Raw genomic sequence first — 25,821 nt, 5'->3', positions numbered from 1 at the left:
TTACAATACGATGGTTTTACCATCTACTACTAAAGTTACGCTATATTCATGATTAGCTTGAAATTTAAAATTATTTGCAATCGCATAACTTTTTGTCTGCTTATGTAAAATGTAGCCATTCAGTGTGTTGACAGGTATCAAATAGGTCATTTTAGAAGTTTTATCAATAATAGAGAGACTACTAAGTAAAACGTGTCTGGTTCCAATATTATTTAAAATCAAAAATGATTGATTTTCACTATTTTCAATTTTCCATTTAATTTCATAATAAGCATTTTTGTTCACTACAAAAAGTGGCATCGAAGAGCGAAGTAAAACATTTACACCTTGACTTACCTTACGGCTATCTGCCGGCTTAGGTAATTCATCCACAATAATACGATATGACTTTTCATTTGTAATAGGTGCCGAATTCAATCTTACAACGCGTAAATTATAAGACCCTTCGGAAGCAAGTTTAAATATTGGTGGACTAATGACAATATCATCTGTCGGTATTAGTTGATCTTTTCCTTCTACTTGCGACCATTCAAATGCGCGCACCTGAAAATCACTACTTTCAGTTGATTGATTATAAATATTTAGCGTGGTAGCCGACTGTGTATCTAAGAGTTCTAAACCGATAGGCGATAAACGAATCGATGCAGCATAAATACAAAATGGCATACATAAAGAAATTTTCAGTAATAAGCTAAAAATACTTTTCATTATCAACCTATCATTAAATAAATATTAAGCTAGCAAATAATACCTAGCTTAATACAACGCAACTGTTAATAAGTAACCGTCAATGTCACTGCATCTGTATAATTACCTGCAGTTGGTAAAACACTTCCTGCTGGGATACGACCATAAACGTTAAGTGTCTGTGGAGTACCATTACCTGTAATTGCAGCTGTCGTGCCATCAACTGCAAGTGCAGTTGCACGATTTGGCATTAAATATAAATTGTATGGAATAAATTCTGATGAACTACCCGCCATACGACGTACGCCACCTACAGCATTGTTACCAGCACCAAATGCAACTGTATAATCTGTACCTTTGTTACATAATACCTTGATAGAAGTTCCAGAAGTAGTAGTGTCACCATCCACATTGGCTGTCAAAGAAGTGATTGTCCCAAAGTCAAGCACCGCATCTGCTACAGTGCCAGACGCATCGGTATTTACCGAACAACCTTTTGCAACTGTCGCTTTCACAGTTAATGTACCTGTTGTAGTTGCAGCATTTGCGGCTTGAATACCGATTAGCCCAATTACTGCTAACGTAGCATAAGAAATAACCTTTTTCATTTATGAACCCTTTTACATCGAATTGTTAATGTATATATGTGAAAAGAGCACACTAAACCTGTACAACTAAATAGTGATATTCTTTACATTCAATAAATTATATTAAATTAATGTAATACAAGCCACATTTTTTTGTAAAAATGTTAATTTTAATGCAACCAGTCCGAATCATGCTGAATACGCTTCGGACTATTTAACATAATAGAGCTTATACGAAATGCCTTTTAAAATATCCTTGTTTTTCATATATTTAAAAATTTTCCATCCCCCTAAAAAACCACAAAAAACCGACTGGGAAACAAGTCGGTTTCTTTTTAAGCAAAACTGTAACTTTTAGCCAATAAAATTGATCAAAAAACACTCATTTTTGCGTTTTTTCCTGATTTATCAAGGTTCACAATTCAGAAATAATCCTCAATTTCTGCGGACAACTCTTGGGATAAAATAAGCCAGCTTTGTAAGCTAAAACTTACATGGATTTAAGGATTTTGCGGATTGGTAATCCAAAGCATTAGCCCTATGATGAATACATAAGGAAACTGGATGTTTCCAGACAACAAGAATAAGAAAATTGCGCAAGGAATGGGCAGCACGAGATCAGTAAGACGAGCAACCCGATATGAAAAAGCCCGACAGGATGTCGGGCTTTTTTATTACACGAGGTATTAAAGAATATCTTGTTCCTTTAAATGCGATATCGCAGCAAGAATATATGATGAGTTAAAGGTTACATCTGTATATGTTGATGGAGACCGACTTCCTGTTTCTTTGAAAACTTTATAAAAATTATCAACTTCATCTACACTTAATGGGCGAATATTGTCTTTATTATTATGAACAAATAGCTTTCCATCTTCGCTAAAGATACGAAATTTTGACTTTCTTGATTCAGTTTCTAAATCAATTGGTGTAGAAAAAGACTTAACTAAAGTTTCATATAAATTAATATTCATATCTCTTAATTCTTTGTTTTCAATCGTATATTTTTTTTCTAGGGTCTCAAGACTTAATAAAATTGCTTCTCTAGCTAGAAATGATTTAGTTCGTTGGGTCTTTTTCGCTATTTCATCTAACCGCTTAACTAGTTCTACTGGTAATCTAAGCATTAGCATTTCAACAACCACAATCTAAATGTAGATCAATTAGTGTATATCATTAGAATTGACTTTGCAATGCCTGTTTTTTAGAGAGTTATTCAATAAAAAAACTCCTATTTAGGAGTTACAGAAGTTGTTATTCCTAAGTAGAAATGTCCTACCTAATAACCAAATAGAAATGTCCTATACAGACACTTCCAAGTCAAGCACAGGATTCAGATTTCGTTCTTTGATTACTGTTTTCTGTGCACGTCTGCTCGGCATCTTTTGAGAACGATTGCGTTTGTTTTGCTGTTCTAATTCTTCGTGCTGTTGTTGAATATGATTGAGAACAGCACCTAAACGTTTATTCTCAACAACCTCTCGCTGGTTGAGCTGACTTAATTTATCGAAGATGCTGTAATTGATTTTTCTTCCTTGATGTTCAATGGCTACCGTGCCATCCGGGTATTCCAGAAACTCAAGATACTTGCCGATCAACCTTTTATTTTCTTCGGTATTTTCCAGTAAATATACGCATTTATCATAAGTAATCGTCAGGCTGTTCGTGACTCTGCGGGGTTCACGCCAGGTAAAAACATCATCTAATTCTTCGGCTGTTTCAGCGACAGTCCGGTGTAGATCCTTGGGATTAAAGGCCATATTGGCAAATTTACGATTAAATTGCTCGATAAAGCAGGGCAGCCAGGCATTCGCTTGCTCAATCGAACAGATGCCTTCCAGGCGCATTTCTTTAATCAGACGGTCCTGAAGCGTTCTATTCGCCCGTTCTACACGGCCTTTGGCTTGTGGTGAATTGGCGAAGATGATATCGATATTGAGGGTACTGAGTACGCGTCCAAACTGGGTAATCTTGGTGTCTTTCTTGCTGCTTTGATTCACCCTGAAGACTGAATGTTTATCACTGTAAAACGCCAACGGCTTACCATGCTGCTCAACATACAAACGTGTTGAAATCATATAGTCAAATGCTGATTCCGACTCACAGAAACGTAAATGCTGTAATTTTCCTGTGGCATCATCGATAAATACCAGCAGACAGCACTTAGCAGCGCGTCCTTCAAACCAGTCATGGTGTGAGCCATCGATTTGAATCAGTTCACCATAACAATCTCGGTTATAACGAGGCTGATACGGGCGTTTCAGGCGCTTGGCGCGAGGAATCCACAGATCGGCTGCAATCATCCAGGAACGCAGTGTTTCCACTGAAATATCGAATCCATGAACAGTGGTGAGCTTTTCATGCGCTAAAGTGGGTCCGAAACCATGCAGTTGATCCGAAACAATATTGAGGCACTTGAGTCTGAGCTCTTCAGGAAGCCTGGAATTGCTGATTTGGCCACGTGCAGCATGTGCTAATGCAGCTGGGCCTTGAGCTTTGTATTTTTGCAATAAACGTCTGATCTGACGTTCTGAAATATGAAGTAGCTGAGCAGCTTGGGACTGGGTTATGCGTTGATCACAGATTTCTTGCAAGACCGACAATCGTTTAAGTTCTTTATCCGACATAGACACCAACATATCAAACCGTCCGCTAAGAAAATTGCAAAAGTGCATATTCTAAAAGCGGACATTTTTACTTTGGAGAAACCGGACATTTCTATTTTGGAGTTACAAGTGTATTGCGTATAACCACCATTATGTTAAATGGAAGGAAGCAAAATAAGTTAACATTTTGCTTCCGGCCACACTAAGCTAGAGTTTTATTTAAATAAAGCTATTTAGTAATCATTAAATTAATTAAAATCTAAATCTAACACCAGCTCCATATAACCAACCTTTCTCAGAGTTTGATTCTATTTGCCACGACGTTTCATCATTACCTTTTGAATACTCATAGGCAATGTCGATATACGGCATGATCTTTTTACTGATTTCATAGCGAGTTTCAAACCCTGCGGTTGCACTGCTTAAACCAGTTCTTTTCGCATATTTAGAGTCATCACTAAAGATAGCATCCAACTCTAAATAAGGTTGAATAATCAACTTTTGCGTAATCAGAAAATCACGTTCCGTTTCTAGGCTAAAGCCCGCATAATTGTCTTCTCCCGCATAGAGATAAGCATCAGTTTCAAAGAAATATGGCGCCATACCATGTAAGCCAATCACCGCATCAACATTTTCTTCGGTGTCTTTGCGATGATCATTGAGTTCAACTTTTTCACTACGATAACGTGCACCAATCTGTGCATCCCAAAAGTCTGAAATCATACGGCTATATAAAAGTTTGGCATCATAATGTGCATCATGCGATTCTTCTTTATCGGCATGAATTTTAATAAAAACCTTATTTTCATCTGTGCCAATACGGGTTTCAAACTCTGACTTTAAATCACCTGTGCCATCTTCATTGACAAGCCACTTATTGTCCACTGTCGTAATCGCATAAATTTGCGCACCGTGTTCTGAGCGATGATCATAATGCGAACTCTGCTGAGCATTCGCATCTGGTACATGATGTAAATGATTAACCGTAGATGTTGCCTGATGTTGTGCCTGATTCATTTGGCTATGGTTCATTTGAGAGCGATCCATTTGCATCGGCTGATTTTGACTAGAAGATGTAGCAACTGTCATTTTTTCAGGCGCACTATGATCTTCACCATTATGTGCCAAACTCACTGCACTGACCATCAACAAAGAGCTTGCTAAAACAGTTTTAGAAAAAAGATTAATGGTGCGCATGTTGATCTCCTTTCTGTACTTTTTGATCTTGCTGTTTCTCTGTTGATTTGTGATGCATTGGCTGATGACCTGCATGTTGATGGTTCATCGGTGCTGAATGTGCAGCATGATTCATTTTCCCCATCATCTGCATGTGTTGTGCATGCTCTTGTGGAGAATGCTGTGAATGATCCATCTCAGACATCGCTTGATGATTCATTGATGGTACATTTTTTCCATCAGTCTGAGCAGTTGAATGATGCCCTTCGTGCGCCAAACTTAAGCTTGTTAAACTCAATACCGCAACAGAAAAAAACGCTTTAAATACAAAATTAGTGATGTGCATGTCCAGCTCCTTTTTGCTCAGTTACTTGGTGAGTTTGAGTCGAATTTGTACCTTGAATTGGCGTTGTAGACACTTGTTCATCGCTAACATTTGCCACGATCAACTTGTTCATCATTCCTGCACTCATGTGATACAACAAATGACAATGGATTGCCCATTCGCCCAACTCATCCGCAGTTAATAAAGCAGTCACTGTTTTACCCGGTGGTACAATCAATGTGTGTTTATTCGGCATATCTACCGACTCTTGACCATTCTCTAACTGCATAAACATGCCATGTAAATGCATGGGGTGCGCCATCATACTGTCATTAATAAATTTGATACGGATACGCTCGCCATACTTCACTTTTAATGGCTCAGCATCGCTGAATTTTTTACCGTTAATCGTCCAAATATAACGCTCCATAGTACCGCCCAAACGCACTACTAATTCACTGCTAGCTTCACGAGTATCTTTTTGCGGTTCTAAAGATTTTAAATCACTATATTGCAAGGCTTTATTGCCCGCAGGTGTAGATGCATTTGCCCAACCATAAACCACTTGATCATTTTCTTGTGGTTTTGCTGTGCCATGCTGTGAATGATCCATTTTCGAGTGATCCATGCCTTGCATATCGCCATGGTTCATTTTTGAATGATCCATTTTCGAGTGATACATGCCTTGCATATCGCCATGGTTCATTTTTGAATGATCCATTTTCGAGTGATCCATGCCTTGCATATTGCCGTGGTTCATTTTCGAATGATCCATTCCTGCATGATCACCGCCACCATGTCCCATATCTTCCATGGTCAAAAGTGAGCGTGGACGTGGTGCAGGCATATGAATGCCATGTGTCATAGGATTTAATTCATTGTGCAGTGTACCAATCGCATAGCCTGCACGGTCAATTGACTCAGCTTCAATTTGATAATGTCCGCCTTTGGGCTCCACAATCACATCATAAGTTTCAGCTGTGCCAATACGAAACTCATCCACAGCAACAGGTTTTACAGGCTGACCATCAGCACTGACCACAGTCATTTTCAAGTTAGGAATACGGACATCGTAGAAAGACATCGCAGATGCATTCACAAAACGTAGGCGAATTTTTTCATTCGGTTTAAACATTCCTGTCCAATTTTGTTCAGGTGTTTTGCCATTAATGAGGAAGGTATAACCTGTAACATCCGACATGTCGGTTTTTAGCATACGCATCTGATTCCACATTTTGCGGTCAGACCATGTCGCTTTTATGCCATCACGTTTAACCTGCTTCCAAACATCACCCAAGGTTTCACGCTGATCTTGATAATATTCAGCTGAAATTTTAAGATCTTTCTGAATTTGATCACTGGTTTTTTCATGAAAATCTGACAACATCACCACATAGTCACGTTCAGCTTTTTCATGTGCTGCCAATGGTGTTTTACCTTTTGGATAAATCACAAAAGAACCATATAAGCCGTCCTGTTCCTGTCCTTTAGAATGAGCGTGATACCAATAAGTCCCGCTTTGGCGAATCTTGAATTTATAAACATACTCGCTTTGAGGCTTAATACCGTTAAAACCATTAAATCCCGGTACACCATCCATAATGCCCGGCAACAACAGTCCGTGCCAATGAATAGAAGAATCTTGGTTTTTTAAATTATTTTTCACGCGAATGATGGCTTCATCACCCTCTTCAAACTCAAGCAAAGGCGCAGGAAATTGACCATTTACGGTAATGCGCTTTACAGGCTTTCCAGTTGGGCTGACCACTGCTTCATCAATAACAAGCTGATATTCACGCACTTCGGCAAAAACCAAAGGCGACGATGCAAAACAAATACCTGCTAATAGGTACGAACTAATTTTATGAGACATAACTTAACCTTAATTTTTGAAAAATAAATAAATTTTAAAAAAATTGGTTAAGTTTTAGGAGGACGTGAAATTTCTTGCCAATACCCATTTAGATATTGGTTGGGGTAATAAAAATTAGGCTGATCTATAGAATAGAAGGTATCTAGGGGATCTAGCGAGCTTTGCAAAGAATGAAGACATGAGATCTGTGTCTGGCAGGATAAGCTAGAACATTCCTGACACTTTTTGTGATCTATATTCTGATTAAGAGCTAAATGATTATGGCAATCGGTATTCGTCTGTACTTCGTGATTAATACCATGTTGAGTGACTTGCTGTGCTTGATCTAAACAATGATCTTGGCTCATTTCAGTTTGCATATTGATATGCATTATCTTTACTGATGCAACAGACACACTACTCCATCCTATGGCAAAAACCATAAGAAAACAAAACCAAAGTTTTTTGGAGAGATGAGTCAACACGAATGCTATCTAGGAATAGAATTTAATCCAAAATATCTTAACGGAATTTTCAAATATTTACAACTCAATATAATTTAGTAGTTTCTCTAAAATTAACATAATACACCTTATACGAATTCCCAAGGCATGGCTTTTAGTCATGCTTTTTTTATCAAAAGAGTATACCTGAATGATAGCGAGCCAAATCGCATACAATATCTATCATTAGACTTAATGCAATAATTAAATGATAGTATTATCATTAATCTAATAGAATTAAGATTAAATGATAGAAATGAATACACGTATTTATCTACGAGCTTCAACTAAAGATCAAGATGCAGAAAGGGCTTTGCAGATTCTTCAGGATCTAAACCAAAACTTGAATTTGGGTGAAACCATTGTGTACGTGGAAAACTATAGTGGTACGAAGTTAGACCGACCTGAATTGAATAAGCTACTGTCAGAAGCAAATCAAGGTGACACATTGTTAGTTGAAAGTATTGACCGCTTATCACGCCTAACCCAACGAGATTTTCAAGAGCTGAAGCGCAGGATCCAGGAGAAGGGACTTCGTTTAGTCGTAGCAGATCTTCCTACTACCTACCAAATGATTCAAACCAGTGACAGCATTACTCATTCAATCTTGGAACTCATCAACAATATGTTGATTGATCTTCTGGCAACAATGGCCCGCCTAGACAATGAGAAACGTATAGAACGTATTAAGCAGGGCCTGGCACGTTCGGGTTACAAACCAACAGGCAAGAAGGCAAATGAGGCTAAACATAAACGAATAAAAGAATTGCTAGTAGTTGGCAATATGACTAAGGAAGAAATTGCCAAAGCAGTGAATTGTGGAGTTGCAACTGTCTATCGAGTTGCTAAAGTTATCTAAAAGAGGCTTATCTCAACGCGCCCCCAATGGGGCACCGCTGCATTCAGGTTACTTCACATAAGAAATTTTATGTTAAATGATTGTTAGAAATGCCCCTTGATCGAGGCATTTTCTATAAAGAATACTAAAAACTAATTAAAGCCAACCAAGTTTCAAAACAAGGCAGTTCTCAGCAATCATATTTTTAAATTATATAACTCCCAACTGAGCTTTTGCTCCAACGATAAGGCTTTCATTTTGAGTTTCTAAGGCAAATAAACCATACATCAAAGGAGAGGCCGCTGCTCTTTCTAAAGTCTGTTCATATAGTTTATTCCAAACTTTACCCCCTAGTTTTTCATACTCGATGATTAGAGTTTTGAGGCTTTCTTCTCCAAACAAAGTTACATGCCCAGCAAAATCAATCGCTGGGTCATCTATATGGGCTGTTGACCAATCAATAACGCCTGAAACAGCTCCATCCTTTGAAGCTAGTACATGCCCAGCATATAAATCGCCATGTATAAATTGGGTGAAATCTGCCCATAGAACATCATTATCCAACCATTTTCTGTAGCGGGTTTCCAATTGCTCACTTATACCAATTTCAGATTTTACTAACTGCAAATTGTTTGCTATTTCAGGTCTTAAATCTGAAGGTTTCATAATTTTCAAATCATTTTCCCGAACTTCTTTTTCAGGAATACTATGGATTTCAAATAAGGTTTTTGCCAAAGATGTTATGTATTTCGGGCTATCTTTGTCCATATTCCAAATTATTTCATAGGTTTCAGCATCCAAATTTAAAACAGGATTATCTTTAAGTATGGGATAAGCCACTAATTCTGTAGATGAAATTCTCCAATCAGGAACCTCTACAGAAAGATGTTTTTTTACCAATTCTAAAATGCGTTTTTCTTTCTTGATTTGTTCCCTCATGCCATCACGACGAGGAATACGCAGCAACCATTGTTGCCCCTTTGTATCAAGAGCAAAAACGACCTTAAAATCAATGCCCATTTCATTGAAATTCATTTTGTCCGTAAGCAACAAGCCGTGTGCTTCAGCAAGTGATTGAATATCCTGAATTGTCATTTTTAATTTCCTTTAAAGAGTTCAATAATTAATGTTCGGATTAGATTGGCTATCATTAACAATCTCTCTCAAAAGTCTTGATGATTTTGTGGTCTTTGATCTCGTAGATAATGTCAGCAATATTATCGACCAATTGCTTGTCATGAGATACGAAGATAATAGTTCCTGCATAGGACTTCATCATTGTTTCTAATGCGGCAATACTTTTTAGGTCAAGATAGTTTCCTGGTTCATCCATAAGCAAAATATTATATTTTCCTAAAAGCATTTTGGATAAAAGCAGTTTGATGATTTCACCTCCCGATAAGTCGGATAAGTTTTTTTGAATATCATTCGCTCCGATCCCCATTGAAGCCAATACTGCACGAATTTCCGCAACTGTGTACTCGCACTCTTCCTGCATAAAGGAGAGCACAGATTTATGCGTGTTAAATTTATATCCTGTTTGTGTAAAGTAGCCAATTTCAGCTTTTGGAGATATGGTTAATCCATCAGCACGTTCTGATATCATTTTTAACAAGGACGTTTTCCCTGTTCCATTCGATCCAGTTATAGCGACTTTAGCGCCAAGCGGTATTATAAAGTTAGCGTCATCAAAGATAGTACGGCTACCAAATTTTAAGCTCAGACCATCTGCCGTAATCGGGAACTTATTGTGCAGTTCTAGGGCTGAACTTTGACGAAAACGAATAGAACGCAAATGCTCTGGTGCTTGAATATCTTCTAATGCAGCCAAACGCTTTTCCATACTCTTAGCTGCCTGATACAGTTTTCTTTGCTTGGTGCCAGTCATTTTTGCATGCCCAAGTCGTCCAGCACTTTCGGTAGAGTTTTTGGATTTTTCTCCTTTTTTCTTATTGTCTAATCGATTAGCTTGCTGGCGTTTTTCTTGCACAGCAGATTCTAATCGCTCCCGTTCCTTCATCATCAGCTCATATTCTACGGCTTGGTGTTGTCGCTCTTCTTCTTTTTGACGCAAGTAATCCGAGTAACCACCCCAATATTCCGTAATTTTACCGTCTTTTAACTCCCATATCTTGTCTACAACCATATCAAGAAAATATCGGTCATGACTGATAACAAGTAATGCTCCATCAAATGCTTTAAGTTGACCAATAAGTAGATCTATTCCATTGAGATCAAGGTGGCTGGTTGGTTCATCCGCTAGAATGCCATGTACTTGTTGGGAAAATGCGGCAGCAATTTTTGCACGAGTTTCCTCTCCGCCACTCATTGTGTCGTTTTGTACATTGGAAACACCAAGGCGAGATAACATTGCCCGGTCTTCGACCGTTTCTATTTCGATTCCGCCCAGTTGGCTGATATGTGCAAAATCACCAAAACGCTGTAATGTCGCTTCGGCTAAAACAATTTCGCCATTAAGTACTTTGAGTAAACTACTCTTTCCTGCTCCGTTATCACCCACAAGACCAATACGGTCATAAGAGTGAATTTCCAATTCATCAATATCCAAAACATCACGCCCAGCATAATCCAAGCGTATGTTTCTCGCTTTAATAATTAAACTCATTTTTATTTACTCCTGTTTAGCTCTTGAAATTTTTTATGCAGCAAACAGGATTTAGGTGAAAACAAAAGCTAGCATCACAGTGTCCTCCCAAAAAAAAAGCTATTCATCCACAGGGTGGACAAATAGCTAGTCAATTAAGTTATAACTGGAAACTATGCACTAAAAGCATACTTATAAATTAAGCATACTTTTACTTTATATATCCGCATATATTCTTAAAGACACAACAAAAGCCCACCATTATAAAATAGTGTCACTATGCAAATAGTTGTGTCTTAACGAATGCGGATAGAATGCATAAACTTACCTAAAAAATAAAATTCAGTTTTATGATAACTTTACTGTTAAAAGAAGTCTAGACAACCTTGTTTTATGCTTGGATATAAGGCTTATTTTAAAATAATAGTAGTGAAGATTTTCTAAAATTAACATAATACACCTTATACGAAATAAAAATGGGAGCCTTAAGCTCCCATTTTTTAAGTAATTTTTTCAAATAAGGCTTGGGTGAGCATCTAAAATTCGAATCAATGTAGCTGCTGGTCCAGTTGGATAGCGTCGTCCCTGTTCCCAATTTTGCAGGGTACGGGGGCTAATATGTAGACGTGCAGCAAATTCATTTTGGCTCAAGCCAGTTTTTTCACGTACTTCTTTAATATCAGGCAATTCGAGTTCTGTAACTCGGCTTGCTTTAACTTCTTTACGTTTGATAGCTCCAGCTTCTTTGATTGAAGCAACCAAGTCATCAAATAAGTTGTTATCCATGAAATTGCTCCTTCACGAGTTGGTGCAGAATGGCGGTTTCCTTATCTGTTAAATTATCTTTTACTGATTTTGGATAAGCCACTAAGAAAAAGATCTGATCATCCTCGGTGACCCAATAATAAATCACCCGTATCCCACCACTTTTCCCTTTGTTACCTTGAGCACAACGTACTTTGCGAATACCACCGCCATTCTTGATTAGGTCACCTCTATCAGGCTGTACCAAAAGATCTTGCTGAAGTTGACGATATTCCTCATCAGATACAAGGGCACTGTTGCAAATAGGCTGACATGATAAGCTAAATATCTTATTTATTTCGAGATACAGCAGATGAATCCCTTCCACGGTCGGCACTTTCAAGGTGAAATCATTCTTTGGGCTGTTCGTTGGTATTGTAAATATGGCATCAGCTATCGTGAACTTCAAGAAATGCTCGCTGAACGAGGCATAAATGTGGATCACAGTACAATTTATCGTTGGGTTCAGCGTTATGCTCCAGAAATGGAAAAACGGTTACGCTGGTATTGGCGTAATCCTACAGATTTACATTCATGGCATATGGATGAGACTTATATCAAAGTGAAGGGGCGATGGACTTACCTGTATCGTGCAGTTGATCAACAGGGTCATACGATTGACTTTTACCTTTCCGCTAGACGGAACAGTAAATCAGCCTATAGTTTTCTAGGAAAGATCTTCAATACGGTGAAAAAATGGCAAATTCCACGGGTCATCAATACAGATAAAGCAGCGACCTATGGCCATGCTTTATCACGATTAAAGCGAGAAGGAAAATGTCCAGTAGATATTGAGCACAGGCAGATTAAGTATAAAAATAATGTCATTGAATGTGATCATGGTAAGTTAAAGCGAATCATCAGGGCCACATTAGGATTCAAATCTATGAAGACTGCTTATGCCACAATTAAAGGTATTGAAGTCATGCGTGCACTACGTAAAGGACAAGCATCGTCATTTTATTATGGTCAGCCTCAGGGTGAAGTGTGTCTAATCAACAGGGTTTTCGGTCTCTAAGCACTTTTTAAAGGGAACATCATCGACTCAAATCACTATTTGCAACAGTGCCAATGTAGTTGCCAATTTATAACCTTGGTTGAAAAGCATAGCATTGTTATTCGGAGAAGTGAGGTAAGCCATCCTTCTCTTATTCATTTAAAATGATTCTTACTCAACTGATCTCGACTCATGGGCTGGTTCCAATTAGACGGATAATAACTTCCATCCCCTATCTTTTTCTTACCATATTTCTTGCATTTAATCCCTTCTTTGGAGATTTGATTCAGCATCACTGTTGTCGGTTGAATCAAATCAATGACATAGTTCGTTGGTTCAGGAAAAGCAGAAGAGGCTGCTTTATTGCAAAAGAGAACATTCGGATCAAATGGATTGCATTGCACAAAAGCCATGATACAGCCACAGAGTAATTCACCTGCATGTAATCTGTAACATCCATTCAGGTCATCAGACGAAGATTAATCTGAAATTTAAGCACTAAACGCCATAAATCTATGTATGGGCAGACTTTTTTGAGACATATGTTGATAAACATGCGGCAAGTTACATTGCTTAAAAGTCTATCTAAGTTAACAATCTATGTAAGCGTCCGCTGAACCCCATGCCTATTTTTTAATTTGAGTTGGATTTCCAGCGATGTGGCAGTAATTCTTCTATTTGGGTCGCTTTATGTGTCGGCAGCCTTTTCAGCACATCACTGAGATAGGCATACGGATCCAGCCCATTCAGCTTTGCTGACTGGATTAAAGTCATGATATTGGCCGCTCGTTGACCACTACGCAGCGAACCTGCAAATAGCCAGTTCTTTCGTCCCAATGCCCAGGGACGCATTGAGTTCTCTGCCCAGTTATTGTCAATGGGTAGATTGCCATCATCCAGATAGCGGCTTAAAGCTGACCAACGCTTCAGCGTGTAATTGATGGCCTTGGCGGTGGGAGAACTCGATGGTACCGTCAGATAATGTTGGTTGAGCCATTCATATAGTTGTTGCATCACCGGTTGGCTGTGCTGTTGTCGGTATTCGCGGCGCTGTTCTGCTGTACTATCGGTCTTTTTCCTGAGTTCTGCTTCTATGGCATACAGTTTCTGAATCAGCACTAATGCCTGTTCAGCGACCTGACTTTTTTTGGTCACATGCAGTTCATGGAATTTACGACGCGCATGGGCCATGCAGCCCACCTCAATCACCTGGCCTGATTTAAAGCGTGCTTTATAACCACTGTAATCATCACAGACTAGATAACCCTGCCAGCCTTTCAAGAACTCTGCAGCATGCTGGCCTGAACGGCTATCCTGAAAGTCATAGATCACCGCTTGAACTGGATTGTACTGTGTGGTGGCATAGGCCCAGACATAACCTTTCTTCGGTTTTTTCTCATCATCATCCATCCGCATAATGGTGACTGGTGTTTCATCTGCATGCAGCACCTGCTGTTGCAGCACCACCTCTTTTAAGGCATTGGCCAGAGGTTCCAGTTCCACACCGCAGCGACCAATCCAGTCAGATAAAGTAGATCTGGACAGATCAATGCCCGCCCGCTGATAGATCAGGCGCTGACGGTACAGCGGCAAATGATCGGCATACTTCGATACCAGCACATGGCTGAGCAGTTCAGGTGAAGCAATGCCTTTATCAATCACATAGGCGGGCATCGCTTGCTGAGTCAGAGTGTCGCACTGATCACAGACCCATTTGCCACGGACATGCTGTTCCTTGTAGAACTGTGCTGGTCTGAAATGCAGTTTTTCACTGATATCTTCGCCGATACGACGTAACTGGCAGCCACAACTGCATTGGGTTGATGCAGGTTCATGCTCAATACGGATGGTGTGTAGATGATCTGGCAGCAGTCGACGTTTAGGTTTGTTGACTGTGGCTTTCTCTGTCGCTGCATCGGTTTTATCTGCATTCAGCCGCTCCAGTTCCAAATCAACTGCTGCGATATCTTCTTCGACCGCTTCGTCCCATAGGTGGATTTGTTTTGTGGTGAGATGTTCGTTTTTACTGCCAAATTTGTGCTGTTTAAATAGTGCGAGCTCATGCTCGTATTTTTGCGTGAGAATGGAAAGATGTTGAACTTTGGCATCCAATTGCTGGTTTGATTTTTCTAATTCTTGATTTGATTGTGCCAGAGACTGATGCTGCATTGCCAACTGTCTGGTAAATTCCAGCAGTTGTTCATGGGTCAGTTGGCTTAAGTCTGGCAGCGTATTCATGACCGCAGTATGCCTGAGGTCATGACGCAGAGGAAATAGAACGTTTGGAGAATAGCAGAATGGACCAGCCTAGTTTAGAGCATCGTCACCACCTGCTGTCGTCCAATGCGCTGCCAAGGTAAACCCTGGATCAGTGCCTGTAACTGTTCCGGACTGATCGCCATGCTTTCACCCTGGTGAACCTGCGCCCAGTGGAATTTTCCCTGTTCCAGCCGCCGGGCACACAGCCAGATGCCCAGTCCATCATGTACCAGCACTTTCATGCGATGGCCACGTTTATTACAGAACAGGTAAGCACAATGCGGTTTAATGTAGCCAAAGGCTCTCACCACCTGAGCCATGATAGTATCCATCCCTGCTCGCATATCCAGAGGTTGGGTAGAAAGCCAGATTTCATCAATGCGGATCATGTTGCAAGTGCCTTGAGTAATTCTGCTAAAGCAGATATTTCTGATACTTGCCATTTCAAGCCAATTTCTGCTTTTGAGTGGGGTAAAGTAATTTGAACCGTTAACATGTCAGTAGGAGTAGGATCTAATGGTGCAGAGCAAGATAAGGCAATAAATGCAGGTTTATTCGGTAGTGGTGAGCGATCATTCCCTGGCTTACCATCAATTAAGCGAATCCATTTGGATACAAGATTTGTATTCAATCCATGTTGCAAAGCGACCGAAGCAATTGAAACGTCCGGTGCTTTACAAGCCTGAACGATCTGCTGTTTAAATTCAGCACTGTATGTTCTTCGTTTTTTCGCAAGAGATGCGATGGATGTCTGGTGATTTGTAGTCATAAATTTTAGTCCCCACTTGTTTTTAAGTGGGGACTAAATTAAGGCTTATAGGATGAATTCATAAGGTGTGTTCAGCGGACGCTTACCCTAAATTACCCGAAGAGTATTAAGATTTCTAAGAATCGTGATTGTTGGTTTATTTGGGAAATTAATCAGTGGATTGAAGCAAAGATGATGGCTCATTAAGGATTGTGGGCTTCGACTACTTAAATTTTAGGTATTTTGAATAAAGCATATTTCAAAAATCTTAATTAATGGATTTAAATTACCATAAAAACCTTCAATATTGGCTTGAATCCATTGTTGTTGAGAGTCAATGCGAGACCAATCAATACCATAACCACAATGAGCAATCAGATGCTCAAAGAAAATCCGTTGTGTACGTCCATTACCTTCACGGAATGGGTGTATGACATTAAGCTCACAATACAAGTCGGCAAGTTGAGGAATCAGTTGTTGTGGTGCTAAGCCTTGAAAGTATTTTTTTTCTTGAAGCGGTTTGAGTAGTTTATTGGTTTCAATTTCAATACGGGAAAAATTACAAAAACGGGTGTCACCTTTGGAAATATCGATTTGTCTTAACTTTCCTGCCCAGTCGTATAAGTCGCCAAAGAGCTGCGCATGAATTGATTTTAAGTATTGTAAGTCGTAAGGTGGTTCAGCATATTCAATTAAGTTACTTGCCAATCCAGACAGTTCTAGTTCAGCTTGTTCTAAAATTTGTTCATCATGAATATTGAGTTTGTTCTTTAGGATATTTGTGCCAGGGTAACAATACAGGCTGTCACCCATTTCCCCATATTTATCCATACATGCACCTGACTAAGTTTCGGGTTGCGAATACTTCTTATATTTTTGCAAGATTTCAGCTTTACTTTGTTGATTTGTTTGAGCTGTCGTTGTAATGCCTTCAAGCTTTAGGCTGGCTTGATAGTTTTGCGCACGTGTCGCTTGAATATATTTTTTTTTCTGTTCAGTGGTTCTGAGCATTTCGAAACTCCATTGATGCTACACGTGAAGTAAGTATAGCAGAGAATCTTTTTGATCAATGCTGCATACACAGCATTTCAAAATGTAATACAACGGTATTGTTTCATGTAATAACAGAAAACTAAAAAAAAGTGGAAGAATTTTTAAAATTTAGACCACCCATGATAAGTAAACCATATGTATTTGTTGATAATTGTAATTTTGAGAAAATTTAGTTGATAAATTAAATGAATTTTAATATACAAAGATATGCTCATTTTTTATATCGATAAAAATGTTAAAATTTGACTATTTAGTAAAAAATATAGAGATATTTATGGGGCAATTTATCATGCCCTTTTGCTTTGAGCGACAAAATGTTCAATTTAAGATAGTAAAAATTAACTCAGAACTACTGAAAATCAAAAAGATTAAACAGAGCCAGAAAGTAGTAGTACAAGCAAAGTTCAAAATAATCTATGTGAAAATTTGGCAAAAAATATTGCTATTAATGCAAACGGAGCCATGCTTACGTGTACATTCTAATTATGTTGCAATCTTACAGTTGATACATAATCTTGATGATTTTATCGAAAAATCACAGCAACACTTGTGCTTTGAGAGAAAAGCTCAGAAAGAGCTGGATGCTAAATTTTTTGCTAGATTTTTTAAGCTGACAAAGAGTTCAATAAAAGATCAACTTTTACCAAATTGTTCAGATCGTAATGAATTTAACCAATGCAATTTGATAAAAAATTAAGCGAAAGCGAATATGCCAAAGATTGAAACAGAAGAGCAATTCTTAGATTTAGCAGAAAAATTCCAAAAAGATTATTGTTTATTACGCAATCATGTTGTGAATACACAATTTGTCGATCTATCAGATGATTTACGTGAAAAAGCCCATGCTCTATATAAGGAAGCACAACAGATATATGGCTATATATCTAGTTCTAGACAATTAGGTAAATATTATTATCTAGCTTCTTTAAGTTATTTTGCATGCCCGACTACTAGTAATACTCAAGAGCTGTCGTCTGAACGTTATTTGATTCTACAAGCGAGTTTTTTAACATATCGGCAGTATCAAGAATTTGCAAAAATTGATAAAGCTGAGAATAAGCAAAAACATGTTTGTGATCTCTTTCGCTATGTATCACGATATGTTCTGGATTCTAATCATGCTGAATTATTTCAAGAATGCAGTGAGCTACTAAATCGCTATGTCATGTACGAACGTAACTTGAAAAAGGAGGATCGTAATCAACTTTTTAATATTAAAGATTTCAAACAAGTACAAGCCATAGAGTATTTATCGGCTCTATTAATAATTTTTAAAAGACTTGATGATCGTCGTGTTGTTCATCGTCAGCGTAAGTCAAAAAAAAGTAAAGTTTTGCAATGGCCGACGAAAAATGAACTCAAAAAATTTCGTGAAATTAAAACGGGTAAGCAAGTAGATATTGGACATAACGCAAAGATCAGTATTTATGATGCCGCTCTTCACAAAGATGAAGAGGGTGAAGTTGATCTATTAGATCCTGAAATGGAGTTTTATTCAGAAGATGAAAAGTCTAAAAATTTAAATTATATACTCAGCGATAATGCGACGCATCTAATGCGGCATCGCCAGCGCCGTCATGCTCCTTTTGTTACAAATCCACATTATTTGGCGCCAGATATACTGAAGCAAATTGTTTATGTGTTGAGAACCGAGTTATCCGGGCACTGGAGGGATGCTGCAATCGCTGCAGCATGTTTATTGTCACTTTTGACGGGATTATCACCCGTCGCACTGATGGATTTTAACGAGCTTATTCAAGATGGAATTTTGATCCAGAATGGTTCAAGTAGACGTCGCGAATATTTACTCAAATTAAATCTTAAAATTACAGAGCAGAAGATTAAGAGCTTAAATCATGTGCGGTGGAATGAAGTGATGACACATCAACTACATTTACCTTCTGCTTGGTTTGACTATATAGAACAAGCATCGAATCCACTAATTTCATCAACACACATTAATACGAAACTTAAGAATTGGCTTGATAATCGGTTTGTAGGTTCGATCACTGTAGAAAAACTGCAGGCTCAATTATATTTTCATATATATTATGAAACATATAATGAATATCTTGCTCATGTAATTGCTGGGCGGGATAGTCAGCATCACATGCCTGGTATCTATTATGGCGGGCTACCGAAAACTCAACTCAGTAGCACATATCTAGCCTTTTTAGAAAAAGCACTTACACCACATTCCACACATTTTACTGAAGACACGGCTGAACTAAAAATATTGCAACAACAATTCAAAGTGCAATCTGCATTATCTATAGGAAGGATAGGGAGCCAACTGGCACTTGAACCCAATTTTGTGAAAGAGCAATTCCATATTTTACATAGACATTGTCACGAAAACATCCAAGAAGATAAGCACATTATTAATCAACTTAATGCATATGCGTGTTGGATGTGGCATATCAGTTTGTTGAGTTTGGCAAGTCGGCCTAAAAAAAACCTGTTGGGGAATTTGGATGATTATTGTGTTGAGCTCAAGCTTTTATATGTGAATGATAAAAAAAATAGTAAAGCAAGAAAAGATGGTCGTTTTATCCCTTTATCTGATTTTTTCATAAAAACACTGCAAAATTACACTGCCTTTTTAGAACAAATTATTGAAGCGTACGGTTCATTTTTTAGACAAGTCTTTGCAAAGAAGAAGATAACTGTAAATGATCTTTTTGGTAAGGTCATTTTTAGTAAAGATATCTTGCCGATAACTGTCAAAGAATGGCAGAGCAGGAAAATTAAGTTAATCCCTTTATCGAGAAAATGGGTGAATTCATATATGCAAGGAGTCTTTCCAAAGAATATGTATTCGAATTGGTTACGTCATTTTGACATGAACTTTTTGATGCATGAGCAGCAAGAGGGTAAACTAGCATTAGCTTTTCACTTAATTCAGGCCCTGTATGGTCATGACCAACGTGACCGAGAGGCTTTTCATCCGCATTCTTCACTTATCCCGAATGTCTATGTACAGCAAGCCCGCCAGCAATTGCAAGATAATGTCAAATCTTTATCGATTAAACACTTAGAGCGAAAATAGTTGTATGCAAAAAATCAAAGAACTAATAAAACCACAACTAGATGATCTATTTGTTGATATTCATAAAATGGTGAAAAAGTCGCTAGATAGACAGCCTTCTCCACCTGAAGTATTGACGAAAGAAATGCAGCAAAAACTTGATCAGCTGATCGCTGAAAAATGGCATGACATTAAAGATAGTGTTGATTGTTTGAGTCAAAAGTTGAGCCGAGACGAACAATCAAAACTGATGCAATTTACTGAAGATGAATTTAATAAAAGAAGGAAGCAATTCAACCAGAATGTAGATAAAAAATCATACAGAATTAAGCTAAATCCACATACTAAACGGATCGTACTGCCTAGAAAAATTGAGAGTACAGAGTCACGGTTAGAACAGGGGCATCTACATATCCATGTACTTAAGGAATTAAGGCAGTATTGGCAAGATTCATTTGAATATTGGAATGAACCAAAGTACTTATGGGGAAATTTATGCTTAAGTTTTATATATATTTCAGGCTGTGCAGATGAACAGCATTTGATTGCTATTCAGAAGCAATTGCAGGAGGCCATTGAGCTTGGTACAGATCTGAATTGTTTTCGGTTATACCATTCGGACTACAAAAAAATCACTAATCCATTGTTACTACATTATCGTGTTGAAAACTCTCAATATGGCAACGATGTAGAACAGGGAAAGTTGTACCAATGGAAACATGTTTTTTTTAACCCATATGCGCAGTTCATTTTGCAATATTTAAAAAAGTTGAAAGCTACTCAGAAAGAATTTTGTCTGCAACATTCAGTTGAAGATTGTATTTTAGAAAGCTTGAGTAAGATAGGCAGGAAAAAAAGTCTTGGGGATCTGCAATATCAAATTAAACGCCGTGGATTTCGTGCATTTAATGATGTGCAAATGGTACTCGAATTTAATCCAAACCTCAGCATAGATATATTTTTGAGTAATGTGCTTCAGCAAGAGATTAATACTGTTGCTTTAAGGCCATCCGAATTTAGATTGCTGTGGAATAATGATTACAATCAAGTCACAGAAGCAGATAATCGCCCTATTCATTTTGAACAAGAGCAGTTACTTCCTGAAGTTCCGACTGTTCAAAGCAAATTACAAACGATTCCGTATGAGTTGATGTTGTTTGGTCAAAAGAAACGTAAAGGTCAAAAAGTTGAGCGTTTAGATAAAAAGAGGAATAAAGAAGAACGCACGCTACGTTTTTGGCAAGAAACTAGAAGGGTGTTAGAGGAGAAGATAGTTGATGCTAATACGGAGGAAAAGTCTTTAATTGATGCTCAACTACGCTTAATTCACTGGTTAATGCATTTAAAAAAACGAGGGCTTCAATTATCAACTATTGAAAGCTACTTAGGATCGTTTGGCAAAGAATTTATATTTGAGATTTGGCTCAATAAATTAGATTTAAAGCAACAATCCATAGATGACTATGAGGATTTATATCGGCAGCTATTGAAATACAGCAGTGAACGTGATGAAAAAGCAGTTCAACGAGATTCGGTGAAAGGAAAAACCTCTCGTAAGATGCACCAAAGCGCAGAATACCGTTTTGGTCGCCTAAAAGATTTTCATCAATTCTGTATAGAGAATTATGATGCTCCAGGGGTATTGGTGTTACAGAATTCAAGTTTTAAGCATTTACAAATTTGCAATGCACGGCTAGTGAGTCCTTTGCTATTTGGCAAATTATTGGAAAAACTAGAAAATTTAAGTCAAGAGCCAACGGCATCAGAGTGGGTCGATCATCTGAGTTGTTTAAAGCTGATGTATTTACTAAGTTATAGAACTGGACTTCGATTAAATGAAGTTCGTTGTCTTAAAATACAAGATATTATTTGCCCAGAGCTACTTTATAAAGAAAAAGAAAATACAGTTTTTAATAATATCACGCTTCATATCCAAGACAATTCATATCGCCGTCTGAAAACGCGAAGTGCGAATCGTCAAATACCATTGAAAATTGCATTGTCAGAACATGAGTTTTTAGTAGTACAACGTTACATACAACATCGTTATGAGCAATATTTGGTTAATCAGCAGGATGATCTACTTTTTAGTGTGAATCATCGTGTATTAACTGATCAATGTATCAGCAAAATTACAGTAGATTTGTTTAGTCAAATATTAGGTATGCATCATGGCTTTAGTTTTCATACATTACGCCACAGTGCTGCTAACTATCTAGCAATAACTTTGCTCGGTTCAAAAGAAATGATCAAGACCTACACAGATTGTCCTTGGGTAAAAGCAAAAAAGATGAGGGATTTATTGTTTGGTATGAAAGCACGTGCTCAAGAAGAGATTATTCAACATAAATGGCAGGTGCTCGCCTCTTGGATGGGGCATAGCAGTATTGAGCAAACGGCTTCAAATTACCTTCATGTTTTGGATTTATTAGCAGTCGATCGAATTTATAATTCGCCGTGTATCATTTCAAAAAAAGTATTAGAACAGTGTTTTAGTCCAGTGAAGTCAAGTACAGACTACATAAACCTAAATCGTTATACTCAGCAGCAGAAATGGTTTAATTCTTATCAGCAAACACAGCCAGTTACGATGGCTGGCCGACAAGAAAAGAAGTTTAGTATAGAGAAGAGTACTCTGACACCTTTTCAACGTTTGATAAGTTTTAGAGAAGGTCGTTTAAGCGAAGATACCCAAGCTCAAGAATGGATGCAACGATGTCAATGGATGAGCACTAAATGGATGGATCGCCAAAAATTTAATTTAAAAACGAATTATGTTTATAGTAAGAATTTAGAAGAGAGTTGGTTTGATGAACTTTACGAAAAGGCTAAAAAACTGACTCGTCCAGATGAAATAATTCCTCTCCTTGATTTTCATTATAAAGATGATAGGCAGCAAGATGCACTGAAAGAAAAGAACATGGTTAAGGCGCTTAAAATATTATTATTATTTGGAAAACTGCGTAAGAATTTTCTACATTTTCAATGCCGAATGAAAGGTGATGAGCAACAAATTGTTAATTTTATTACTGGTATAGAGCCAATGTTAGGAGATCATCTGTATTTAGAAAAACAAAACTACCCAGTTAATTTGGATGCTCCTGAGCGAACCGTTAAATTTAGTTTTCAAAGAGTTGTCGGCTCTAACAAAAAAAATGTTACTCCGCTGGTTATATTTAATTTAATGTTAAAAATGATGCAAAAAGATGAACTCTGGATCAAATAGCCTAAGCAAACTGAAAAGGGGGAATTGTTTAAAAATCTCTCTGGTTATAAGTAAACTGTCTTTATGAAAAGCATCATACTAACTTTGATTCATAATAAAGGGAATTTAAAAGCTTTAGCATCACAATTTGGTCACTGGATTTTAGACAATAGTGTAAAGATTAGCACTTTGGTAAATCGATGAGCTAAAGTGTTGTAGTCCAAACTCGATCTGACAATTACCCATTTTTTAGTGTGCCCGTCAGGTTAAATTTGAACTGAATTTTTCTCAGCCCAAATTCATTTCCAATCAAGTTATGTTTCAAGTGGCGTGCGAACACTGCACAATTTAATTCACGGTGCCTAAGACAGGTATCAACTTCGGACCAGCCATTCTAGCTTTGCTAATGATTTCCACCAGCTCATCATAAGTCAGTTCAAACTTATCCTCACTATCAAATACATAGACCATATTCTTGCCTTCATGTTCAGGTGGAGTAGGTGGTACAAATCGTTTCGGGATAAGAATTTGTGCGAGTTGTTCGTCAGTTAAGGGGTCGTTTGCGGGAGGGGGCGGAATCCTACGCTAAGGCTTTGGCCAGCGATATTCTCCGGTGAGATTGATGTGTTCCCATCCGAGCGGCGAAACATGGGCCAAGAGATCGGGCGATAGCAGCTTTCCATCGCGTTTCTGGTTTGCAACGACCTCGCCGAGCTTCATGGTGTTCCAGAAGATGATGATGGCGGCGAGCAGATTCATGCCGGCGATGCGGTAATGCTGGCCTTCGGCGGAACGGTCGCGGATTTCACCGCGGCGGTGGAAGCTGATTGCCCGCTTCAGCGCATGATGAGCTTCGCCTTTGTTGAGCCCGATCTGGGCACGCCGTTGGAGTTCGGCATCCAGAATCCAGTCGATCATGAACAGGGTGCGCTCGACGCGACCGACTTCCCGCAGGGCTGTCGCGAGCTCGTTCTGCCGCGGATAGGAGGCGAGTTTCCGCAGAATCTGGCTTGGCGCGACGGTCCCGGCAGCAATGGTGGCGGCGATGCGCAGGATGTCGGGCCAATTGCGCTCGATCATGGCTTGGTTGACCTTTCCGCCGATCAACGCTCGCAGGTGCGCCGGGGCGGCCGACGGATTGAACGCGTAGAGCCGTTTGGATGGCAGGTCGCGGATGCGCGGAGCGAACCGGTAGCCGAGAATGGCACATGCGGCAAAGACGTGATCGGTGAAGCCGCCCGTGTCGGTGAACTGCTCGCGGATATGGCGTCCAGCATCGTTCATCAGCAGGCCATCGAGGATGTAAGGCGCTTCGCTTGCCGTTGCAGGAATCACCTGGGTTGCGAACGGCGCATATTGGTCGGAGACGTGGCTATAGGCTTTCAGGCCCGGGGTATTGCCATATTTCGCGTTGACCAGGTTCATGGCCTCACCTTGCTCTGTAGCGACGAAGAACTGTCCGTCGCTCGAAGCCGACGTGCCCATGCCCCAGAACCGGGCCATGGGTAACGCTGCCTGTGCCTCGACCACCATGGCCAGCGCCCGGTCATAGGCTTCGCCCTCGACATGCCACCGTCCAATGCGGATCAATTCCCAGAAGGTGTGGGTGTTTGTCGCATCCGCCATTTTGCGCAAGCCGAGGTTGATCCCTTCCGCCAAGATAACGTTCATTAGCCCGATCCGGTCAGCGCAGGGTGCTCCTGTGCGCAGATGGGTGAACGCTTCGGTGAAGCCGGTCGCCGCATCCACCTCCAGCAGGAGATCGGTGATGCGCGTGGGCGGGATCTGCTTGTAGAGATCGAGCACCAGATCTTCGGCGCCTGTCGGCGCGGCGGCTTCGAGTTTCTCGATATGCAGAACGCCGTTTTCAATCGACCCGCCCGGGATCGTGCCTGCGCGAGCGGCACGGCCAAGCTCGCGCAACCGCATGTCGAGGCGAGCTTGCCGGTCTGCCAGCCATTCCTCCGGCCGCAATGGCACAGCGAGACGACCGCCTTCCGCGATGGATTGTGCCGGAACGAGTGCGTGTTTCAGATCGCCATAGCGCCGGGACCTAGTAAGCCAGACATCTCCGGAGCGGAACGCATCGCGCAGATGGAACAGCACCGCGATCTCCCATAGGCGAGCGTCGCCAGCCCTCTGGGCCCGAAGGTGGCGATGCCATTTCGAGCTGGGCCGCAAGAAGCTGGTCATCGCGGCATCGTTCAAACCGGTACGAAGGGCCGTCACCGCTTCCAGAAGCGGCAGTGCAACGGGCGCAGCTCGCAGATCGAGCAGGCGCAACATGCGTGGAGCGTATCGGCGGAAGCGGTGATAACCGTCGAGCACATGATTGAGCGGATCGTCGGCCATGGTGGCGGTCAGCCTGGTTGCCATTGCAACAAGGGTTTTTAAGCCGTCCCACCCTGACCCACTCGCGATGGCACTGTTGCAAATAGTCGGTGGTGATAAACTTATCATCCCCTTTTGCTGATGGAGCTGCACATGAACCCATTCAAAGGCCGGCATTTTCAGCGTGACATCATTCTGTGGGCCGTACGCTGGTACT

General features: G+C 39.7%; 24 protein-coding genes. 5 read left to right on the top strand and 19 right to left on the bottom strand.

Features of this window, described 5'->3' with window-relative positions:
- The 7 genes from FTV41_RS12175 to FTV41_RS12145 all read right to left on the bottom strand — a co-directional run bounded on the left by FTV41_RS12175 (nt 1) and on the right by FTV41_RS12145 (nt 7,254).
- A complete protein-coding gene (locus FTV41_RS12175) occupies nt 1-708 on the bottom strand; it encodes a molecular chaperone (protein WP_179996611.1) in 708 nt (235 codons plus the stop codon).
- Nucleotides 709-773: 65 nt separating this feature from the next.
- Entirely contained in the window at nt 774-1,295 is a 522-nt protein-coding gene (locus tag FTV41_RS12170; RefSeq protein WP_179996610.1) for a spore coat U domain-containing protein, read from the bottom strand.
- 665 nt (nt 1,296-1,960) lie between these two features.
- Nucleotides 1,961-2,401: a ribbon-helix-helix protein, CopG family gene (locus FTV41_RS12165; RefSeq protein WP_218945187.1), complete on the bottom strand. Its 441-nt coding sequence runs from the start codon at nt 2,399-2,401 to the stop codon at nt 1,961-1,963.
- A gap of 174 nt (nt 2,402-2,575) precedes the next feature.
- A complete protein-coding gene (locus FTV41_RS12160; protein WP_154320213.1) occupies nt 2,576-3,901 on the bottom strand; it encodes an ISNCY family transposase in 1,326 nt (441 codons plus the stop codon).
- A gap of 231 nt (nt 3,902-4,132) precedes the next feature.
- The gene (locus FTV41_RS12155; RefSeq protein ID WP_096902779.1) at nt 4,133-5,077 is read right to left on the bottom strand and encodes a copper resistance protein B; all 945 of its coding nucleotides are present in this window, start codon (nt 5,075-5,077) and stop codon (nt 4,133-4,135) included.
- Entirely contained in the window at nt 5,064-5,402 is a 339-nt protein-coding gene (locus FTV41_RS12150; protein ID WP_004897649.1) for a hypothetical protein, read from the bottom strand. Before FTV41_RS12150 ends, FTV41_RS12155 begins: the two co-directional genes overlap by 14 nt.
- Entirely contained in the window at nt 5,389-7,254 is a 1,866-nt protein-coding gene (locus FTV41_RS12145; RefSeq protein ID WP_179996608.1) for a copper resistance system multicopper oxidase, read from the bottom strand. The genes FTV41_RS12150 and FTV41_RS12145 overlap by 14 nt, the downstream gene beginning before the upstream one ends.
- A gap of 729 nt (nt 7,255-7,983) precedes the next feature.
- Here FTV41_RS12145 and FTV41_RS12140 point away from each other — a divergent pair.
- A complete protein-coding gene (locus tag FTV41_RS12140) occupies nt 7,984-8,595 on the top strand; it encodes a recombinase family protein (RefSeq protein WP_015060246.1) in 612 nt (203 codons plus the stop codon).
- Between the two features lie 189 nt (nt 8,596-8,784).
- Here FTV41_RS12140 and FTV41_RS12135 read toward each other — a convergent pair whose 3' ends face one another.
- From FTV41_RS12135 to FTV41_RS12120, 4 genes are all read right to left on the bottom strand, one after another.
- On the bottom strand, nt 8,785-9,669 hold the full coding sequence (locus tag FTV41_RS12135) for an Mph(E) family macrolide 2'-phosphotransferase (protein ID WP_000155092.1): 885 nt from the start codon (nt 9,667-9,669) through the stop codon (nt 8,785-8,787).
- Between the two features lie 55 nt (nt 9,670-9,724).
- Nucleotides 9,725-11,200 carry an ABC-F type ribosomal protection protein Msr(E) gene (gene msr(E), locus FTV41_RS12130; protein WP_000052512.1) on the bottom strand — a complete coding sequence of 492 codons (1,476 nt, stop codon included), beginning with the start codon at nt 11,198-11,200 and terminating at the stop codon, nt 9,725-9,727.
- 492 nt (nt 11,201-11,692) lie between these two features.
- Entirely contained in the window at nt 11,693-11,965 is a 273-nt protein-coding gene (gene nadS, locus FTV41_RS12125) for a NadS family protein (RefSeq protein ID WP_000369781.1), read from the bottom strand.
- The gene (locus tag FTV41_RS12120) at nt 11,958-12,272 is read right to left on the bottom strand and encodes a type II toxin-antitoxin system RelE/ParE family toxin (protein ID WP_179996614.1); all 315 of its coding nucleotides are present in this window, start codon (nt 12,270-12,272) and stop codon (nt 11,958-11,960) included. The genes nadS and FTV41_RS12120 overlap by 8 nt, the downstream gene beginning before the upstream one ends.
- Nucleotides 12,273-12,296: 24 nt before the next feature.
- Between FTV41_RS12120 and FTV41_RS12115 the strand changes: the two genes are divergently transcribed.
- Nucleotides 12,297-13,001, top strand: coding sequence for an IS6-like element IS1008 family transposase (locus FTV41_RS12115; RefSeq protein ID WP_020753605.1), 705 nt, complete (start codon nt 12,297-12,299; stop codon nt 12,999-13,001).
- Nucleotides 13,002-13,135: 134 nt separating this feature from the next.
- Here FTV41_RS12115 and FTV41_RS12110 read toward each other — a convergent pair whose 3' ends face one another.
- The 6 genes from FTV41_RS12110 to FTV41_RS12085 form a co-directional block, all read right to left on the bottom strand.
- Nucleotides 13,136-13,393 carry a hypothetical protein gene (locus tag FTV41_RS12110; RefSeq protein ID WP_179996607.1) on the bottom strand — a complete coding sequence of 86 codons (258 nt, stop codon included), beginning with the start codon at nt 13,391-13,393 and terminating at the stop codon, nt 13,136-13,138.
- Nucleotides 13,394-13,613: 220 nt separating this feature from the next.
- On the bottom strand, nt 13,614-15,218 hold the full coding sequence (locus FTV41_RS12105; RefSeq protein ID WP_150378078.1) for an IS66 family transposase: 1,605 nt from the start codon (nt 15,216-15,218) through the stop codon (nt 13,614-13,616).
- 74 nt (nt 15,219-15,292) lie between these two features.
- Complete coding sequence (tnpB, locus tag FTV41_RS12100; RefSeq protein WP_004691519.1) at nt 15,293-15,628, bottom strand: IS66 family insertion sequence element accessory protein TnpB; 336 nt, start codon at nt 15,626-15,628, stop codon at nt 15,293-15,295.
- Nucleotides 15,625-16,008 (bottom strand): transposase, encoded by a 384-nt coding sequence (locus tag FTV41_RS12095; protein WP_004762545.1) that lies wholly within the window; start codon nt 16,006-16,008, stop codon nt 15,625-15,627. Before FTV41_RS12095 ends, tnpB begins: the two co-directional genes overlap by 4 nt.
- 213 nt (nt 16,009-16,221) lie before the next feature.
- On the bottom strand, nt 16,222-16,818 hold the full coding sequence (locus FTV41_RS12090; RefSeq protein ID WP_004658347.1) for a putative adenosine monophosphate-protein transferase Fic: 597 nt from the start codon (nt 16,816-16,818) through the stop codon (nt 16,222-16,224).
- Between the two features lie 12 nt (nt 16,819-16,830).
- Complete coding sequence (locus FTV41_RS12085) at nt 16,831-16,998, bottom strand: YhfG family protein (protein WP_005245168.1); 168 nt, start codon at nt 16,996-16,998, stop codon at nt 16,831-16,833.
- Between the two features lie 274 nt (nt 16,999-17,272).
- Here FTV41_RS12085 and FTV41_RS12080 point away from each other — a divergent pair, with 274 nt between their 5' ends.
- From FTV41_RS12080 to FTV41_RS12070, 3 genes are read left to right on the top strand one after another with little or no spacing between them, the layout of a single operon-like run.
- Nucleotides 17,273-17,737, top strand: a complete 465-nt coding sequence (locus tag FTV41_RS12080; protein WP_000911011.1) for a hypothetical protein — start codon at nt 17,273-17,275, stop codon at nt 17,735-17,737.
- A 12-nt stretch (nt 17,738-17,749) separates the two neighbouring features.
- Nucleotides 17,750-20,089: a hypothetical protein gene (locus FTV41_RS12075; RefSeq protein ID WP_179996606.1), complete on the top strand. Its 2,340-nt coding sequence runs from the start codon at nt 17,750-17,752 to the stop codon at nt 20,087-20,089.
- Between the two features lie 4 nt (nt 20,090-20,093).
- Nucleotides 20,094-23,294 carry a site-specific integrase gene (locus FTV41_RS12070; RefSeq protein ID WP_151208140.1) on the top strand — a complete coding sequence of 1,067 codons (3,201 nt, stop codon included), beginning with the start codon at nt 20,094-20,096 and terminating at the stop codon, nt 23,292-23,294.
- A 327-nt stretch (nt 23,295-23,621) separates the two neighbouring features.
- Here the strand turns inward: FTV41_RS12070 and FTV41_RS12065 are convergent, their stop codons facing one another.
- Nucleotides 23,622-23,852, bottom strand: coding sequence for a hypothetical protein (locus tag FTV41_RS12065; protein WP_150378268.1), 231 nt, complete (start codon nt 23,850-23,852; stop codon nt 23,622-23,624).
- A gap of 6 nt (nt 23,853-23,858) precedes the next feature.
- A partial coding sequence (locus FTV41_RS12060) for a Tn3 family transposase (RefSeq protein ID WP_373682959.1) occupies nt 23,859-25,821 on the bottom strand: 1,963 nt, incomplete at its 5' end.

This window comes from Acinetobacter sp. YH16051 (genome assembly GCF_013417135.1).
In the GTDB taxonomy this organism is placed as follows: domain Bacteria; phylum Pseudomonadota; class Gammaproteobacteria; order Pseudomonadales; family Moraxellaceae; genus Acinetobacter; species Acinetobacter towneri.
Note: the sequence above shows the minus strand (reverse complement) of the source record. Positions and strands in the feature narration are given on the sequence as shown.

What these genes read in the sequence shown, in the direction of transcription:
- FTV41_RS12175 (WP_179996611.1), bottom strand. Translation starts at nt 708, where the DNA reads ATGAAAAGTATTTTTAGCTTATTACTGAAAATTTCTTTATGTATGCCA.
- FTV41_RS12170 (WP_179996610.1), bottom strand. Translation starts at nt 1,295, where the DNA reads ATGAAAAAGGTTATTTCTTATGCTACGTTAGCAGTAATTGGGCTAATC.
- FTV41_RS12165 (WP_218945187.1), bottom strand. Translation starts at nt 2,401, where the DNA reads ATGCTTAGATTACCAGTAGAACTAGTTAAGCGGTTAGATGAAATAGCG.
- FTV41_RS12160 (WP_154320213.1), bottom strand. Translation starts at nt 3,901, where the DNA reads ATGTCGGATAAAGAACTTAAACGATTGTCGGTCTTGCAAGAAATCTGT.
- FTV41_RS12155 (WP_096902779.1), bottom strand. Translation starts at nt 5,077, where the DNA reads ATGCGCACCATTAATCTTTTTTCTAAAACTGTTTTAGCAAGCTCTTTG.
- FTV41_RS12150 (WP_004897649.1), bottom strand. Translation starts at nt 5,402, where the DNA reads ATGCACATCACTAATTTTGTATTTAAAGCGTTTTTTTCTGTTGCGGTA.
- FTV41_RS12145 (WP_179996608.1), bottom strand. Translation starts at nt 7,254, where the DNA reads ATGTCTCATAAAATTAGTTCGTACCTATTAGCAGGTATTTGTTTTGCA.
- FTV41_RS12140 (WP_015060246.1), top strand. Translation starts at nt 7,984, where the DNA reads ATGATAGAAATGAATACACGTATTTATCTACGAGCTTCAACTAAAGAT.
- FTV41_RS12135 (WP_000155092.1), bottom strand. Translation starts at nt 9,669, where the DNA reads ATGACAATTCAGGATATTCAATCACTTGCTGAAGCACACGGCTTGTTG.
- nadS (WP_000369781.1), bottom strand. Translation starts at nt 11,965, where the DNA reads ATGGATAACAACTTATTTGATGACTTGGTTGCTTCAATCAAAGAAGCT.
- FTV41_RS12115 (WP_020753605.1), top strand. Translation starts at nt 12,297, where the DNA reads ATGAATCCCTTCCACGGTCGGCACTTTCAAGGTGAAATCATTCTTTGG.
- FTV41_RS12110 (WP_179996607.1), bottom strand. Translation starts at nt 13,393, where the DNA reads ATGGCTTTTGTGCAATGCAATCCATTTGATCCGAATGTTCTCTTTTGC.
- FTV41_RS12105 (WP_150378078.1), bottom strand. Translation starts at nt 15,218, where the DNA reads ATGAATACGCTGCCAGACTTAAGCCAACTGACCCATGAACAACTGCTG.
- tnpB (WP_004691519.1), bottom strand. Translation starts at nt 15,628, where the DNA reads ATGATCCGCATTGATGAAATCTGGCTTTCTACCCAACCTCTGGATATG.
- FTV41_RS12095 (WP_004762545.1), bottom strand. Translation starts at nt 16,008, where the DNA reads ATGACTACAAATCACCAGACATCCATCGCATCTCTTGCGAAAAAACGA.
- FTV41_RS12090 (WP_004658347.1), bottom strand. Translation starts at nt 16,818, where the DNA reads ATGGATAAATATGGGGAAATGGGTGACAGCCTGTATTGTTACCCTGGC.
- FTV41_RS12085 (WP_005245168.1), bottom strand. Translation starts at nt 16,998, where the DNA reads ATGCTCAGAACCACTGAACAGAAAAAAAAATATATTCAAGCGACACGT.
- FTV41_RS12080 (WP_000911011.1), top strand. Translation starts at nt 17,273, where the DNA reads ATGTTAAAATTTGACTATTTAGTAAAAAATATAGAGATATTTATGGGG.
- FTV41_RS12075 (WP_179996606.1), top strand. Translation starts at nt 17,750, where the DNA reads ATGCCAAAGATTGAAACAGAAGAGCAATTCTTAGATTTAGCAGAAAAA.
- FTV41_RS12070 (WP_151208140.1), top strand. Translation starts at nt 20,094, where the DNA reads ATGCAAAAAATCAAAGAACTAATAAAACCACAACTAGATGATCTATTT.